The sequence below is a fragment of the Bythopirellula goksoeyrii genome (genome assembly GCF_008065115.1).
In the GTDB taxonomy this organism is placed as follows: Bacteria; Planctomycetota; Planctomycetia; order Pirellulales; family Lacipirellulaceae; genus Bythopirellula; species Bythopirellula goksoeyrii.
Genome location: NZ_CP042913.1, coordinates 739709 through 755615 on the forward strand (window position 1 = coordinate 739709; position 15907 = coordinate 755615).

General features: G+C 54.3%; 11 protein-coding genes. 8 read left to right on the plus strand and 3 right to left on the minus strand.

Features of this window, described 5'->3' with window-relative positions:
* Positions 1–30 precede the first annotated feature (30 nt).
* Complete coding sequence (locus Pr1d_RS02915; RefSeq protein WP_148072125.1) at positions 31–270, plus strand: hypothetical protein; 240 nt, start codon at positions 31–33, stop codon at positions 268–270.
* Positions 271–1028: 758 nt separating this feature from the next.
* On the opposite strand, the gene Pr1d_RS02920 is transcribed toward Pr1d_RS02915, so the two are convergent.
* Positions 1029–2372, minus strand: coding sequence for an HNH endonuclease (locus tag Pr1d_RS02920; protein WP_148072126.1), 1344 nt, complete (start codon positions 2370–2372; stop codon positions 1029–1031).
* A 385-nt stretch (positions 2373–2757) separates the two neighbouring features.
* Here Pr1d_RS02920 and Pr1d_RS02925 point away from each other — a divergent pair, with 385 nt between their 5' ends.
* Both Pr1d_RS02925 and Pr1d_RS02930 read left to right on the plus strand, forming a co-directional pair.
* Positions 2758–3870, plus strand: a complete 1113-nt coding sequence (locus Pr1d_RS02925; RefSeq protein ID WP_148072127.1) for a redoxin family protein — start codon at positions 2758–2760, stop codon at positions 3868–3870.
* 214 nt (positions 3871–4084) lie between these two features.
* The gene (locus Pr1d_RS02930) at positions 4085–4546 is read left to right on the plus strand and encodes a DUF4339 domain-containing protein (protein WP_148072128.1); all 462 of its coding nucleotides are present in this window, start codon (positions 4085–4087) and stop codon (positions 4544–4546) included.
* Between the two features lie 100 nt (positions 4547–4646).
* Here Pr1d_RS02930 and Pr1d_RS02935 read toward each other — a convergent pair whose 3' ends face one another.
* Both Pr1d_RS02935 and Pr1d_RS02940 read right to left on the minus strand, forming a co-directional pair.
* Positions 4647–6317, minus strand: coding sequence for an L-lactate permease (locus Pr1d_RS02935; protein WP_148072129.1), 1671 nt, complete (start codon positions 6315–6317; stop codon positions 4647–4649).
* Between the two features lie 60 nt (positions 6318–6377).
* Positions 6378–8747: a DUF4159 domain-containing protein gene (locus Pr1d_RS02940; RefSeq protein WP_148072130.1), complete on the minus strand. Its 2370-nt coding sequence runs from the start codon at positions 8745–8747 to the stop codon at positions 6378–6380.
* Between the two features lie 376 nt (positions 8748–9123).
* On the opposite strand from Pr1d_RS02940, the gene Pr1d_RS02945 reads away from it, so the two are divergent.
* From Pr1d_RS02945 to Pr1d_RS02965, 5 genes are read left to right on the plus strand one after another with little or no spacing between them, the layout of a single operon-like run.
* Positions 9124–10080 carry an AAA family ATPase gene (locus Pr1d_RS02945; RefSeq protein WP_210417978.1) on the plus strand — a complete coding sequence of 319 codons (957 nt, stop codon included), beginning with the start codon at positions 9124–9126 and terminating at the stop codon, positions 10078–10080.
* A gap of 9 nt (positions 10081–10089) precedes the next feature.
* Positions 10090–10491 (plus strand): GxxExxY protein, encoded by a 402-nt coding sequence (locus tag Pr1d_RS02950; protein ID WP_148072131.1) that lies wholly within the window; start codon positions 10090–10092, stop codon positions 10489–10491.
* Positions 10492–10535: 44 nt separating this feature from the next.
* The gene (locus tag Pr1d_RS02955) at positions 10536–11435 is read left to right on the plus strand and encodes a DUF58 domain-containing protein (protein ID WP_148072132.1); all 900 of its coding nucleotides are present in this window, start codon (positions 10536–10538) and stop codon (positions 11433–11435) included.
* 3 nt (positions 11436–11438) lie between these two features.
* Positions 11439–13583 (plus strand): vWA domain-containing protein, encoded by a 2145-nt coding sequence (locus Pr1d_RS02960; protein WP_148072133.1) that lies wholly within the window; start codon positions 11439–11441, stop codon positions 13581–13583.
* A complete protein-coding gene (locus Pr1d_RS02965; RefSeq protein ID WP_148072134.1) occupies positions 13580–15859 on the plus strand; it encodes a hypothetical protein in 2280 nt (759 codons plus the stop codon). Before Pr1d_RS02960 ends, Pr1d_RS02965 begins: the two co-directional genes overlap by 4 nt.
* Positions 15860–15907 lie beyond the last annotated feature (48 nt).

The following is a 15907-nucleotide window of genomic DNA, read 5'->3' on the forward strand; positions in this document are numbered from 1 at the left end:
GATCACTTATGTTGGTCATGTTGAGCAACCATGAAAAACTACGATTTCAAAATAGTCCTAGATGGGGTCACCGACGTAACGGATGATGAGGGGGATTCCCTGTATCGATCTGGTTGTGACGATGGCACGATTGTTTCTCGCGAAGGTGCCGTGTTTATTCTCTTTTCTCGCGAGTCGAATTCGCTGGAAGAAGCTATCAAGTCTGCGGCAGCAAATGTCCGATCTGCTGGATTTCAGATCGAACATGTCGAAGTGGCCTGTCCAGCCTAGAAATTGGCAATCATCAATGCGGGTTTTGCCTGTCGTAGTTGCATGTTGCACGCTGCGCATGAGTTCTCGATACATTTCGTGCTTGGGTGCTGACGGTTCTGTCGGAATTCTTTTCTTACAAAACAAAACCCTCGGCCCGTGCCGCTCTGCTATCAGCCAGAAAGTTTGCATCACTCCTCTTTTGTGGCTGAGAGCTGACGGCTCAGAGCATTCAATCTGAGCTGCGAGAAACCGAATTGTCAAAGAACTTGCCTGGTGCGTGGCAATCTCCAATATCCAAATTGGTCAATGGATTTCGACAACTAATTTTGTGCCAATGGAAATCAGTCGTGCAATAACGATTGGCTAGTCGCGAACGCGAGTGACCGGAACAGGTGCGAGGTGCTAGTCAGATAGAAGACGGTTTGTTCACCGCTGAGACGCGAAGTCGCTGTGGGGGATTGTGGTCCATAGAGGGGGAGAAAGAGGTTGGTTCCAATTGAGTGACGAGGGACAGAATTGTAGGCGGGAACAAGCCTTGTGCGGCATGCGGCAGTCGTTGGGCTTACTCGTGTCTTTCGCAAAGTACATCGCCATCGGTTTCTGCGATGCGACATCTGGGAACCGGAAATCATTTGCAGATGTGAGAGAATTGATCCCGCCTGCAAAGTGACGTTTTCCAATAGGGAAACAAATTATGCGAAGTCACAACGAAACGAGACGAGTTCGTGTACATCTGAAATGCTATTTAGTAGCTCTGCTTGGCTAAGACACAAATCTCAGATCTTGTCCGATTTCTTCAAATTGCAATTGCGACACAACAGTTGCACGTTAACGTCGGAATTGCTGCCACCTTTGGCAACTGGCACGATGTGGTCAAACTCCAGGTACTCTCCCGCATTACATTCTGCGCACCGACCACTATAACGCTGCCATACTCTCTGTCTTATATCCCTTGGAATATGACGAGAGCGTCGCTTGTCGTCTTGACTTGTCAAGGTTTGATTTGCCATTCGCAGTGCACTTAGGAATATGGCTGCGGGTATTCTGCTTTGATCATGACAGATAAATCGCTGAACAGGTTTGGCCTGGCGTTGTACTTCTATTACACCACGAGAAGAATCGTGCGCTACTATGGTTCCGAACCCGAACGCACCAGAACGTGTAAGGGATCTAAAGATCAATCGCGAATCCGTTATTGCGAGCACACCTGGATGCTCGGTAATATCCGGACCGCTCTTCAGCAAACGTAGAAACTGCCAGACCGCATCACCATGATAGTGCATCAGTTCTCCTGCCTTGAGGTTTACGCCGGGTGGTGCAGCAATTGACGGTAGTTTGCCGTTTTTGATGTCAGTGAGCAGCCGCAATTCCCGTAGCTCTTCGTCGATGTACACTTGCACGGCTATGGGTAATTCAAATGTCTCGATCAACTGTCGTATCGTTGACTCTTCCTGAGAAGTGAGAATATCATCTTCTTTGGCGTCGGCGAGAACGTGCTCGATGTATTGGACTGCTTGTGGCCTGATCGCCTCCACAACAACCTTGCGAGATAGGCCAAGTTTTGCGGCCGTCGCCACCAATTGTTCGAGGACGTCTACAGCAGAGTGATCGTCAGCAATCGCGGCAGCAAATATCCCTCGTAAGAACTGCTCGCCTTCGATGTGGAAGAATTTCTCTACAAAATTAGGCAGACTCAGCCCCCCGGCCCTAGCAATTTCGGTTAGTTCTGCAGCTTCCAAATCTGAGATGATGCCGTCGTCCATAGCTTTGGCCAAGGCCTCGGCAAACTTGGGTCGTGCAGTTTCAAGATTGATCGCGCGCAGAGTTTGTGGAGGTATATCCAGGCACTTAGAAACCCAGCTTAATATCTCAAGTTCTGATTCTTGGACACGACCATCTGCCCAAGCCCTAGCAAGGTATCGTTGGTAGATGCCGTTTCTTGCTTGATCCAAGTGTCTCTGCTTATAAACTCGATCTTGCAATACTTCTGCCAGGACGAAAGACCTTTTCCGTTCCTTGATTCCTGCCTGGAGAAGTTGAGTTAATTCCGCGACCTCATTCTCTTTGTCGGGATCGACAACACTCTCGAAGCATTGTTTTACCCACTTCCCAAAAGCCATACGGAACTCCCAGCTAAACTAAAGCTACTCAAGGCAAGAGACGAAAATGACTTCGAGAGATGATAGCTTGCGAAAGTGCCGGAGAAAAGATTCTCTAGCCGCTAATTGTTCATTTGTTGTGAGCAAGATAGGTTTCTTTCCGAAATAGCCACGTATTTCGTTCCTCGAACAAGCGCGCCACTATTTCTGCCACAAAACGGGGGCCTAAGGATTCCAGTCGCCACCGATCGCTTGTGTTGACTCGGAGTAGCCGTTAAACGCCTTCTTGCGAAAGCGGGAGCTAGAATTGTTGACTTAGCATATCTCGCCAGCTTAGAATCTTTGCCTGAGAGCAATCGCACTCTTTTCTTGTTCAGTCTCTTTCTCCTTGCATAAGGCCGAATCGATGAACTGCGCGAATATGGGTAGATCGTTGGTGTTTGGTTTGGCGGTGATTTTGGTTGTCGGCGCGTGTTGGGCCGCCGAGAGGAACTGGACTGACGAGAGCGGCAAATTCTCCATCACTGCGGAATACGTCGGGGTGAAAGGGGGCAAGGTCCTCCTCCGCAATGCCGATGGCAAAGAACTTTCTGTTCCGCTGAAAAAACTGAGCGAGGCCGACCGGGAGTTCGTCAAGGCACAACAGAAAGAGGCCGCTCAGCGTGAGGAAGTCTCCGAACCTACGAGGCAGAAGCCACAGCGCGAGGTGGTTATGGAACTTGCTGAGACGTTTTACGCCGACCTCCGCACGAGAGAACGTATCGGTGCTGGCAAGCTACTCACCGATGAGGCCCAGGCTTTGATCAAAACCGGGAAGTCTCCGTTGGTGTATCTTCCTCGACCTGAAGTGGGTGGAAAGGCGATCCGTGTCGGTAGGCCAAAATTTGATGGCTCTGTGGCTGAGATACCGGTTCGCGTGGAGGCCGGGGAGCAGCTTCACCAGACGTGGCTGCACCTGCGGTTGGTTAACCCTGGTGCTAACGCAGACGAGGACTGGCGGATTTTCGCTCTTAGCGCAGTGTATCCCGATGGCGAAAAATCTCTCGACTTCGAGGCCAGCGTAGCACTGGCAGGCGAAGCCGACCCGCTAAAGAAACTTATTGGCAAGCCCTTTCTGATGGAGGGCTATACTCTCGATGGAGAACCGATCAGCTCCGACGACTACAAAGGCAAGGTTGTCCTTATCGATTTTTGGGCGACTTGGTGTGGACCTTGCAAGGCAGAGATACCTAATATTTTGGACAACTGGCGAAAGTACAACGGCGCCGGCTTCGAAGTGCTGGCGGTCAGCGTCGACAAGGATCTCGAGGCGCTCGCATCTTTTACGCGCAAGGAGAACCCGCCTTGGACTGTGGTGGCTGACAGGCACCCCTACAACAAGAAGTCGATGGGCGCGAAGTTTGGCATCCGCTCGATCCCGGCATTCGTCTTACTGGGACGTGATGGTCGGGTCGCCGCGATCCACTGCCGCGGCAAACTCCTGAGCAAGGAAGTCGAGCGGCTGCTTGCGGGGGGATGACGAGAGATTCCAGGGTTTGATGGTGGCGACTAGCCAGAGTTGGAGTCTCGTCTGACTGGGAAATACGAATCGTCCAAGCCCCGTCGACATCGAAGACAATCTCTGGGCACTGAAATAGCATTTCGACACCAAATGGTGTACAATATTAGTTAGCCGATGTCGGCGAGTCTTTTCTCAATCTATTCTTAATGCACACTTCGCTGGGAGAGGTGTTATGGCGACCGAATGGTATTGCCGGTTGATGGGGTCCGAGCTGGGTCCATTTTCATCCAAGCAACTCTTGGAGATGGCGCGGCAGCATCAGATCACGCCCGATGACTCCGTGCGAAAGGGAGCCGATGGTACCTGGGTAGGTGCGCATCGTGTGAAAGGGTTGTTCGAAGATCCGGCGGCATCGACGATTATCATGGCGCATCTGCCTCCGGACGTGCAGCAAGCATTGGAGAAGAAGCAGCAAGTAGCGGAGAGCACTACCAAATCGGAGCCGCCCAAGGTGACCTGGCACTACATCGTGGATCACAACAAGATTGGCCCGCTGTCGTTTGATCAGCTGGTGGCGCATGGTCGCGAGGGAAGCTTGAAGCCGCATTGCCGGGTGTGGTCGTCAAAGTCACCTAAGTGGTGCGAAGCGAAAGACGTTGCTGGGTTGGTGTTCGATAAAGCGACGAGCGAGTAATCGGCGATCGCTTGAGACTCTGCTACTCTGCGGGTCCCGGGGAATGCAATCCACGGGAGTTAGGTGCGCAAAGGTTCCGGGTGATATTCTGAACTGCCATTCAGGAGACGATCCAGTAGCCCAGTATGCCCGCAAGCAGCGCGTAGTAGAGAAACACGATAAGTGTTTTGCGGATGATCTGTCCTTCTTTGCCAACGAGGCCAGCCACAGCGGAGGCGGCAACCACGTTGTGGACGCAGATCGTGTTGCCGGCGGCGCCGCCGACAGCTTGCAGCGCGACGATCCAGGTGGGGTCAACGTCGATCTTGAGTCCTACGTCGTACTGGAAGAGGGAAAACATCATGTTGCTTATTGTGTTGCTTCCCGCCACGGCCGCTCCGATTCCGCCGATAAAAGGCGAGGCTAGTGGCCATGCGTTGCCCGTCAGGTGGGCAACCCCTTCGGCCAATGCCAACGGCATAGCAGGATAACCCGCCTCTCCCCCGGCGCTATTGAGAAACACCTGCACCATGGGGACGGTGCAGACGAGTGCAATGGACGCGGCAACGACTGTCTTGCTGGATTTGTGGACCGCGGATGCGAATTCTCTGAACCGCATGCGGTGAAGCCAGACCACGAAGAGAGCCACAGCAATAAATACGGCTCCGGGCAAATAGAGAGGTGTGATCGAATCGCTGATGTCAGTCCCTAAGATGCTCTGAACGGGGATTGCAACTCCCAAGAGCCACTGTTGAAGTGGCAGGTTGGGTAGTCGCGTAAGCACGAGGAGAATCGCAACCAAGAGGTAGGGACTCCAGGCCGAGAAGAGTGAGAAGCCGCGTCCGTTATCGACGGGATCGCCCAATTCGCTGCCAGTCCACTCGGGTTCCCACGTTTCTTGGGGACCGAAATCCCATGGTTTGTCCGGGTCGGGTATCAGAAAGCCTTTTTTGGCAGCAGGTACCACAATGGTGAGCCCGATCAAGCCGCCGAGGATCGAAGGGAACTCCGGTCCCAAGAAAAGGGCGACGAGGAAATAGGGAACCGTCATTGCTACGGCTGCGAACAAGGCGAATCGCCAGAGGGCAAGCCCTTCTCGATAGGACCGCGCAACTCCAAAGAAGCGGGTCAGGAGTGAGACAAGAAAAAGCGGGATCAATGTTCCGACGATCAAATGCAGCAGTGCTACTTTGACACCGATCAATTGCTGGAGTTGTGCACCACACTCGAAGCCTTGGGCAAGCGCAAAATCGTTGATCGTACCAGCACCACGCAATCCGTCGGTAACACCAATCATGATTGGTGTTCCACATGCACCAAATGAGACGGGAGTACTCTGTATGACCATCCCTGACACGACTGCAGCCATGGGAGGAAATCCAAGGCCGACCAGCAGAGGGACTGCTACTGCAGCGGGTGTGCCAAAGCCGGCGGACCCTTCGATGAACGACCCGAAGAGCCAAGCGATGATAATCGCTTGTACGCGTCGGTCTGGCGAAATATTTCGAAACGATTGTTTGATCCTCACCAATGCGCCGCTCTGTTCGAGGGTGTTTAGCAGGAGGATGGCGCCAAAGATAATGAACAACAGCTTGGCCGTGATGAGGAGACCCTTCAGGCTGGCTGCTGCGATCACTACCGCAGGTATCTGCCAGACAAAACCGGCCAACAGGGCGACAATCAGATAGCAGATCGGCATAGCTCGGCTGGCAGGCCAGCGCAAGCCGACCAAGAGTAGAGCAACCGATGCGATCGGCAAAGTTGCAAGTATCGCAAGGGTTGTGGAATTCACCGGGAATGCTTCTCCCTTGATAGTAAAGGGCCGCGCTTCCCTGCGAGGCGCGGCCAACGGCTACTCGGTGTCGGGGCTTAGGGTGTACATCAACACGTTGAGGCCGATGCGCGCGGCGTCTTCGCGGGTGTAGCCGCGGCATTCCATCGCTTCGTGTTGCTCGAGGGCACAGCTGATGTCGTAGGGTGAAAAGATGACAGCCCAGCGACCGTCGATTTTAATGCCCAGCAGTTCGGGTTCGACTTCACGAGTGCGGGTGGCCAGGGGTTGGTCGGCTTGGCGCTCGACGGGATCCCGGCGTTTGACCTTGCGGATGTCGGAGCCGCCGGCGGAATCGCGGAAGAGAGTATCGGTGACCGGGATGCGCTCCAGTTGTGAGTCGGGGAGCACCTGCTTAATTTCCCGCTGGAAAGCAGCGGCAAATTGCGGGCTCGCGCAAATGCTGTCAGCAAAGAGGGTGCCGCCATTGGTGAGATATTCTCGCAAAGACTCCTGTTCCTTTGGCGTGAAACGGAAATCGTGCCGGCCGTGCATGAAGGCGAGTACAAAACGTTTTAAATTGGGATCGTCTGCAGTGATCTGGAACTCGTTGGTTGATACCTGCAGCTTGAGTTCTCCCTGAGCGGCGGTGCGGAGCAGGTTCACGAGCGCTCCGGGGGCATCGTTGCAGCCACCGCCGTGTTGGAGCTTGGCGATTTGGATCGTGCCGCGACTGCCGGCGGCGGCGAGTTCGGCCGCGTCGATCGTGGCAACGAAGGAGGCCTCTTTGCCCTTGGGTTCGCGATTAGTGGCATAGGCGAGCACATTCACACCGACAGCCATGGCATCGTTGAGCCGCTTTTCAATCGTCTCGGGAAATGTGGGTCGCCCGATGCGTCCGTACAATTCCCAGTAGCACGAGAGGTCGATCTCTGAGAACACCACGCAGGTGCGGCAGCCATATTCGACCGTCCAAAGTCTGCCGACATAGGGGGATTCGGGTCGCACGAGTTCTTCAACTCGCCAGAGAGGATGCTCGGGGCCGGCGCGGCGGAGGCGATATTCCTTCTCTGGGAAGACTTTGTCCAGATACTTGCGAAAACCTTCTTCGAACCGACTGCCATCGAGACAGCAGGATTCGGCAAACAGAAATCCCCCACGATCGATGTAGTCGCGCATCTTTTGCGCCGTGCCGTCGAGATCTGGCGATTTGCTTCCAGAGAGAAATAGGACTGGCGCTTGAAGCAGGTCGTCGACGGTAGCCGACTCGGGATTGAGGATTTGCCACGTGAGATCAATATCCCAGAGTTTCTCGACACGAGCGGTGAGATTGGCCATGTCGTTTTCGTGATTATCCCAATCTTCCCCGGGGCCATGCGTAAGCTTGGCCATGAGGACGGGTCGGCGTCCCTTGGAGAGGAACAACAGTGCCATCGAAGTGGCGATGTGCGGGTTGTCTTCGGCGGTGTTCTGGCCGGTCCAACTGTGGCTAAAGGGGTCTTGGTTTCGGATTAAATACTCGGCTCCCTCACGGTACCAATCGTGGGGGTCCAGTTCGCCGATGAATCGCCGTGCTGTGAGACGCCCCACGCGTTCCAGTCCATAGAGATAGTAGTAGTGCCAAACTTGCCCCATGCCGCGACGGCCCGGATTGCGCCGGACGGAAAAATTGCGCCCTAGCCAAGTGAGCGCCCGATCTAAGGAATCCTCTTCCTCATGGGGTTGGCAGCATTGCACCAAGCCGTTCTTCACGTCGGCGTCGGCTCGTTTGGCGCGTTCGTTGCAGATAACAGTTGCTCCAATACCAGCGCAGGTCATGCTGCCGAGACCTTCGTCCCAGCCAATTTTGTATCCCCAAGAGCCATCGGGGTTTTGAGCTCCGCTCCAATACTCGGCAGCCTTCTTCCAGGTTTCGAGTTTGATTTGGGCTCCTGCACGCTCGGCTTCGTGTAGTGCGAGCACGGCAAATTGCGAGTTGCTGTTGTCACCATCACCTGAAGGGTAAGACCAAGAGCCGTTTTCCAATTGAATCGACTCGAGCCAATTGACGTTTCGCTGGATGAGCATTTGATCACGCTGGGGATCGCCAGCACAGAAAGCCATCGTTTGCAGGGCGACACTGTAGGTCTTAGTCGGTGGAATGTCGCGAAGATAAGCGAGGGCAGCTTGTATCTGCGGATCGTTCGGATCGACTCCCGAATTCAGCAGGGCGATTGTGCAAAGAGCAGTCACGCCCCCGGGATAGGGAGCCAAGTCATTCCAGGTGCCTCGGGCTTCGTTTTGCTCTTCCAGCAGATACTTCACCCCGCCACTGATTGACTCGCGGACCTGTTCAGCGGTGAGTGGCTCAGCAATGTCGTTGAGAAACTGGGCATGCAGCGGTAGAGATGCTGGCAACAGGCAAACTGCCGCCAGCACGATTCTGAGCAAACTACGTTGATGTCGCCTCATGCTCTACCCATCTCTGAAAAGAATAGGATCCACTGTCTTCTATCGTAAGCTGCGATAACTGGGAAAACAATGAGCGGATCACTCGCCTAATAAATCCCGCACATTGTCGGTAGTGGGGGGGAGCTATAGAATTGGTCGGGTTCGGGTGAATAAGTTAGTAAGTGAGTGGGTATAGGTAATCTTTGGAAATTCTCCCCCAAGTATTTTTCCCTACTCACCTACTCACCTGCTCACCAAATTTAGGAAAGCACACCAATCGGCATGAGCATTTCGAATTCTGGCAGCAAACCTCGCAAGCTTTCTCACCTAGAAAGGAAACTCAGTGACACGCAATCTTGGGGATATTCTCAAAGACTTTCGGCAGCACCGACTGGTCATGCAGCAGGAACTGCAAAAGGTAATCATTGGCCAGGACGAGGTGATCGAACAGATCTTCGCTGCCATCTTTACTCGGGGGCACTGTCTTCTGGAAGGCGTGCCGGGGCTGGCAAAGACCCTGATGGTCAGCACGCTCTCGCAGATTCTGGATCTGGGATTTAAGCGCATTCAATTCACACCAGACTTGATGCCATCGGATATCACTGGCACGAATGTGCTGGAAGAAGATGAGCACGGTCGGCGGAGCTTTCGATTCGTTGAAGGCCCGGTATTTACGAATATTCTCTTGGCCGACGAAATCAACCGAACACCTCCCAAGACACAGGCCGCGCTTTTGCAGGCGATGCAAGAACGCGAAGTCACAATTGGACAAACGACCTACGGATTGCCCGATCCGTTTTTTACCATCGCGACACAAAACCCCATCGAGCAAGAAGGTACCTACCCGCTGCCCGAAGCGCAGCTCGACCGGTTTATGTTTAACATCAAAGTGGACTACCCGACGTCGGACGAGGAACAGCGGATCCTGGCTTCGACCACCCGGGGAGAAAAACCCGAAGTGACCAAGATTCTTTCGGCGCGGGCAATTCTCAACTTGCAGAAACTGGTTGGTTCGGTGGCAGTGAGTGAATTAATTATCAAGTATGTCGCATCGCTGGTTAGGGCGACACGCCCTGGGGATCCTTCGGCTCCCGAATTTGTGCGCGATTTGGTGGACTGGGGTGCCGGTCCCCGAGCGGGACAGTTTTTGATTCATGGTGGCAAGGCACTTGCCGCGATGGATGGGCGGTTTACAGTCGCCATCGAGGACGTGCAAAAGGTAGCGATTCCTGTGCTTCGGCATCGGGTAAGCACCAACTTTCAAGCCCAAGCCGAAGGCATGACCCCCGAGAAACTGATCACGCGGTTGATGGAGGCGATCCCCGTGCCGGAGATGCCGAAGTACGCGGGGTAGGGGAAAATCATGAACCGCGGAGACGATGAGGCGCAGAGAATTAATCAGGTTACTGATGTTATCATTGGTTCCGCTATTGAGGTGCATCGTCATCTTGGGCCTGGTCTGCTCGAGTCTGCGTATGAGACATGTCTTTTTAAGGAGCTAGAAACGCGGGGACTGAAGTATTCTCGACAGGTTGTATTGCCTGTCACTTATAAGGGAGTCGAAGTGGAATGTGGCTATAGAATGGACATCGTCGTCGAACAAGAAGTTGTAATTGAGGTTAAATCGGTCGTAGATTGGCATCCAGTCTACGAAGCCCAACTACTCAGCTACCTCAAGCTTTCTGGTTACAAGGTCGGATTAGCAATAAATTTTAATGTCCCGCTACTCAAAACCGGAATTAAACGCATGGTTAACAAACTCTAGTTGAAACCCTCCCTCCGCGGCTCTGCGCCTCCGCGGTAACACACATGTCCTCCACGGTTGAAAAATATCTGAAGCCTGAAGTTGTGCGGCATATCGCGCGGCTGGACTTGCGCGCGCAGTTTATTATCAAGGGTTTCTTTCAGGGGATGCATGCAAGCCCGTTTCATGGGTTTTCCGTCGAGTTTAGTGAGCATCGCAAGTATGTGCCTGGGGATAATCCGTCGGATATCGACTGGTTGGTCTATGCCAAGACCGATAAATACTACGTGAAAAAGTTCGAGGCGGAGACGAACCTCACCGGTTATCTGGTGATGGATCTGAGTGCCTCGATGGCCTACAGCCACGACCAGGAACTGACCAAGTTTGACTATTCCATCTGCCTAGCGGCCGCGCTTTGCTATCTGATGATCCACCAGAATGACCCCGTAGGACTGGTGACTTTTGGAGAAAAGATCGTCGATTGCTTGCCACCAAAGTCCAAGCGCCAACAGATTGGAAACATCCTTTCGGTGCTGGCGAATCTTACACCGCACGATAAGACCAATGTCGCCCAGAGTATCATTCAACTAGCGGCGATGCTCAAGCATAGTAGTCTGGTGATGATCTTCAGTGACTTGCTCGTGGAACCTGAGCCCGTGATTGCGGCGATGCGGCGACTGCGTCATGGGGGGCATGATGTGATCCTGTTTCATATCCTGGATCAGGCGGAGGTTTCGTTTCCATTTGAGGGGTTGGTAGAACTGCGCGACCCGGAGACGCAGGAGACGATTGAAGTGGATGCCGACGCCTATCGGGCAGACTATGTGGACGAAATCAATCGGTTTCGTTCTCAGTATGAGAAAGAGTGCCGTCAGAGCGGGATCGATTATGTGCCCTTGGACACGGGAATGCCGTTCGATCGCGCGTTGACGGAGTATTTGATCAATCGTCGAAATTTAGGATAGACCATGGGTTTTCTGACGCCCGCATTACTGGCCGGTGCAGGATTGATCGTGTTGCCGATCATTCTGCATCTGGTGATGCGCCGTCAGCCGAAGCAAGTGACCTTTGCCGCGCTGCAATTCGTCAAGCGTCGTCAGGATGCGAATCGTCGTCGGCTCAACTTTCGGCATCTCTTGCTGTTGGCGCTGCGGTGTTTGTTGATTGCTGGGCTTGCTTTCGCCCTTGCGCGACCCACTTTGCGTGGGAGTGGCTTGAAGGGGAAAGAGGGTGCGCCGCTGGCCGTGGCGATGGTGATGGATAACTCGCTCCGCATGGAATATGTCGAGCGAAATCATACACGACTGACGGCGGCTAGTGAGTTGGCGCAGTCGTTGGTAAAGCAATTTCCTGACGAAACGATGATTGCTGTGCTCGACTTGAGTCATGCGACGAACAGTTTTGTGATCGACAAGACCACAGCGGATGGCCGCCTTGTGGGCCTCACTGCCGAGAGCAATCCGCGGTCGCTAGCCGATGCGGTGCGGAATGCGATCGAATTGGTGGCAGAGCAGGAAGATCGCCGACAAGAGGTGTTTGTGTTCAGCGACTTAGCGGCGGAGGACTTCGACGAAGCTGGTTTGGCAACGATTCGGGAATCACTCGAAGAAGCTCCCGACGTGCGGATCTATGTCGTCGATGTGGGTGTGGAACATCCGCGCAATCTGTCACTTGCACCGTTGAAACTTAGCGCAAGCTATCTTGGTCCCGGTGAGCAACTACGTGTGGATGTCGATCTGGAAAGCGTCGGCTACGACGAACAGCCCTTGCTGGAACTGTTTCTTGAAGATTCGACAAACAAGCTGGTCAAGCGTGGCCAGCGGATTGTGGAACTTGATTCGACGGGGACCGGTCATACGGAGTTTGTCTTAAGTGACTTGTCGCTAGGGACGCACCAAGGTGTCGTGAAACTATCAACGACGGATCCACTGCAATTCGACAACCAACGATTCTTTACGGTAGAGGTCCGACCTAGTGTGAGGGTATTACTGTTAGGGGAAACAAATGCTGATACTCTGTTTCTGCGTGAGGCACTGAGCCCGTCCCTACTAGGCGAGAATGTCCAGAAGCGATTTGATACAGTGGGCGACCGGTTTGCCAACGCCGCCAAAATCGACTTTGCTCAGTATGATGCTGTTTGTCTCTTGGACCCCCCGCCACTTGCCGATGAGGTTTGGAATCATCTCGCTGATTTCGCCCGTGCTGGTGGAGGGGTCGGTATCTTTCTGGGCAATCGAGCCACGCCTAGCGGTTTCAACAATCCGTCTGCGCAACAATTGCTGCCGGGGATGCTGAAGCTTCGCTCACGGCAGGAAACCTATTTTCGGCCTCGGCGACTTGACCATCCAGCGCTCGCAGCGTTGCGAAACTATGCTGAGGAGATTCCCTGGCAGATTTATCCCGTGTGGCGGTTTTGGCAGTTCGATGAAGCCGAGATGGCGGGCGATTCGTACGTCGTTGCCCAATATGCGAACAATCAACCGGCACTCGTCGAGCGACCCTTAGGTCAGGGGCGAGTGCTGACGTTAACCACGCCGATTTCCGATCCACTTCAGCCTGTGGGTCGGGAGCCTTGGAATTTGCTCCCCACGCACCCCGAACCGTGGCCATTTGTCGCACTAGTGAACAACATCGTGGGTTATCTGTCACGCAATGAAGATCAAGAGCTGAATTATGGGGCCGGAGAAACCGTCAACCTGCGATTATCACCGCGGCAGCACGTGACGGATTTTGTGTTGCGCGATCCAAATGGCGAAGGCCTCCGCCGTACGCTGCCTCCAGGAGAAGACACGATTCGCATCAGCACGACCGGGCAGCTCGGCAACTATCGTGTTGCAGCCGGGGGGCGGTCTGGTTCGCTGGACGAGGGATTCAGCGTAAACGCTGCCGCTGAGTTGAGTCGTCTCGAGCAGGCGGATCCCGAGGCGATTCTTGCAGCGCTTCCAGAGGGACGCGTCCATTTGGCCAACTCGCTCGATGACGTGGAACAGTATGTCAACATCGGTCGCCGAGGGAAAGAATTGTTTTCCTGGGCAATTCTGATGGTGGTCTTCGTGTGGGGCAGCGAACACTTGCTCTCCAATCGCTTCTATCGTGAGGAGCGGCCAGCATGACCAATTGGTCTGTCGATCCCGTGGGAGGTTTTTGGTTCACTGGCTCAGTGGCGATACTGCTGGTGTTGGTGCTGTTGGTGGGGCCGCGAGGTCGGTCACTCCTGCCCCGACGTCGCATGATTCTCATGATCCTGCGTGGACTGACGGCACTACTGCTCATCTTGACGATGTTGCGCCCTACACTGGTGACTACCATCGTGAACAAAGTGCCTGGCTCGCTGTTGCTCTTGGCGGATGATTCGCGGAGTATGTCGATTGAGGATTCGCTCGGCAATCAATCGCGGTGGAACGCTCTCAAAGCATCGCTCGCCTCGGCTGGTGACCAGTTCGCTGAACTGGCAGAAAGCTGGGACGTGAAACTCTATCGCTTCGCGGACGAAACCGAATTGGTGAAGCGAGTCGATGAAGGGTTTGTTTTGCCGGAGAATGCTGAAGGTTCGCAGACGGCGATGGGTTCTGCGATTGGTGATTTGCTTGACCGGGAATCGCAGCAACGGATCGTGGCGATGTTGGTGCTGAGCGACGGTGCCCAACGGGCATTTCCGCCGCGAGATGAACCCCCGCAGTTGGCTGTTGCTCGACTGGCCACTGATCGCATCCCCCTCTACACATTTACCTTTGGTAAGCCGTCGTTAGGCTTGCAATCGGATTTGCGGGTTGATGATTTGCTGATCAACAACGTCTTGTTTGCCGAAGCACCGGCGACCATTCAGGCGAACGTCACAGCCGATGGCTATGCCAACCAAACCGTCAAGGTTCAATTGCTCTGGGAGAATGCAGAGGGAGAGATGGAAGTCGTCGCGACCGAGCCCCTGCGAATCTCCGCGAACCAGCGGCAGTATCCGGTGACACTCACGCACACTCCACAGGCTCCTGGCGAATTCAAGATTGCCGTCGCGGTGGAGCCCCCAGCGGGGGAACTCGCGACGACAAATAATTCCCAGAGTACATTTGTTACTGTGATGAAGGGGGGCGTCAATGTGCTTTATCTCGTTGGCTCGCAGCGGGTCGGCGGTGGACCGGGGATCGAACCTCGATTCGTTCGCGCTGCCCTGGCCACCTATGCCGACTTACATGTTCACTATGAGTTGATCAATTACCGACGTCAACAGTTCGATTTGCGCGAACAACTTCGCGAAGGGAAGTTTGATGTGTTTCTCCTGCAGAACGTCGACTATGCGGGACTCAGTCGCGAGACCTGGGAGATGATTGCCGACGACGTGGGCAAAGGAGCGGGGCTTGCCATGCTGGGAGGATTCCACAGTTTTGGCCCCGGCGGATTTCGCAACACGCCGATGGACGATATTCTCCCGATTGTCATGGGGCGCGCGGAACGACAAAATTTTGGTGAGCCCCCTCGGGCCGATATGCATTTGACGGGGCCCTTGCGCGTGAACCCTCTGCCACAGGGGGGGAGCCTGCACCCTATTTTCCAGATTGGTGAAGACAGCGCTGCGAAGCTTGATTGGAGCAACCTTCCACCACTAGACGGGTCGAATCGATTCGATCCGAGAAGTCTCAAACCGAATGCGGCCGTGATTGCCGAAGCGGATGATCCTCAACATTCTCCGTTAGTCGTTGTTGGAGCATGGGGTAATGGTCGCACGGCGGCAGTGGCCTTCGATACGACCTGGCGTTGGCCGATGGAAGGTCACGCTGAACTACAGGATCGTTTTTGGCGGCAATTGGTGATGTGGCTTTCTCGCAAAGATGACACGGGGGGAAAAGATGTGTGGGCGCGACTTGACCAACGGCGATATCAACGTGGGAGTCGCATTGAATTTGCAGTGGGTGCTTTCGACGAGAAACAAGAATCCGTGGCAGGGGCACAGTTCCAAGTTGAAATAGAAAAGCCCGACGGGAGCGTCGCCACGGTGCAAGTCACTCCAAGGGGCAAGGAGTATATCGGCAATTTCGATGAAACTTCGATTCCCGGTGACTATCGACTCACGGTCACCGCCACAACGGGCAGAGAAGAACTCGGTTCTTCCGAAGTGCGCTTCACGGTTCCCGATCGTGATATGGAACTCGACCAACCTGCCGCAGAGCCCACCTTCATGGCGTCACTAGCGAATCTGACTTCCGACGTGGGTGGCGCGGGTCTTGCACCTGAGGAGCTACCCGACCTGCTTGAACGCCTGCAGGATCGTTTTGAGGAATTTGAGGAAGAAGTTTCCACTCAAAAAAGTTTATGGGACAGTTGGCCCATGTTGACAGCGTTAGTGGGGCTATTAGGTACTGAATGGTTTCTGCGGAAGCGCTGGGGGTTGGTGTAGTCGGCAGAGGTGCTGACGCTGAGGCGCAAGTTTCTGTAGACTAGTCTC

Bases quoted from the DNA above. Each gene is read 5' to 3' on its own strand.
- Pr1d_RS02915 (WP_148072125.1), top strand. From the start codon at position 31: ATGAAAAACTACGATTTCAAAATAGTCCTAGATGGGGTCACCGACGTA.
- Pr1d_RS02920 (WP_148072126.1), bottom strand. From the start codon at position 2,372: ATGGCTTTTGGGAAGTGGGTAAAACAATGCTTCGAGAGTGTTGTCGAT.
- Pr1d_RS02925 (WP_148072127.1), top strand. From the start codon at position 2,758: ATGAACTGCGCGAATATGGGTAGATCGTTGGTGTTTGGTTTGGCGGTG.
- Pr1d_RS02930 (WP_148072128.1), top strand. From the start codon at position 4,085: ATGGCGACCGAATGGTATTGCCGGTTGATGGGGTCCGAGCTGGGTCCA.
- Pr1d_RS02940 (WP_148072130.1), bottom strand. From the start codon at position 8,747: ATGAGGCGACATCAACGTAGTTTGCTCAGAATCGTGCTGGCGGCAGTT.
- Pr1d_RS02945 (WP_210417978.1), top strand. From the start codon at position 9,124: ATGCAGCAGGAACTGCAAAAGGTAATCATTGGCCAGGACGAGGTGATC.
- Pr1d_RS02950 (WP_148072131.1), top strand. From the start codon at position 10,090: ATGAACCGCGGAGACGATGAGGCGCAGAGAATTAATCAGGTTACTGAT.
- Pr1d_RS02955 (WP_148072132.1), top strand. From the start codon at position 10,536: ATGTCCTCCACGGTTGAAAAATATCTGAAGCCTGAAGTTGTGCGGCAT.
- Pr1d_RS02960 (WP_148072133.1), top strand. From the start codon at position 11,439: ATGGGTTTTCTGACGCCCGCATTACTGGCCGGTGCAGGATTGATCGTG.
- Pr1d_RS02965 (WP_148072134.1), top strand. From the start codon at position 13,580: ATGACCAATTGGTCTGTCGATCCCGTGGGAGGTTTTTGGTTCACTGGC.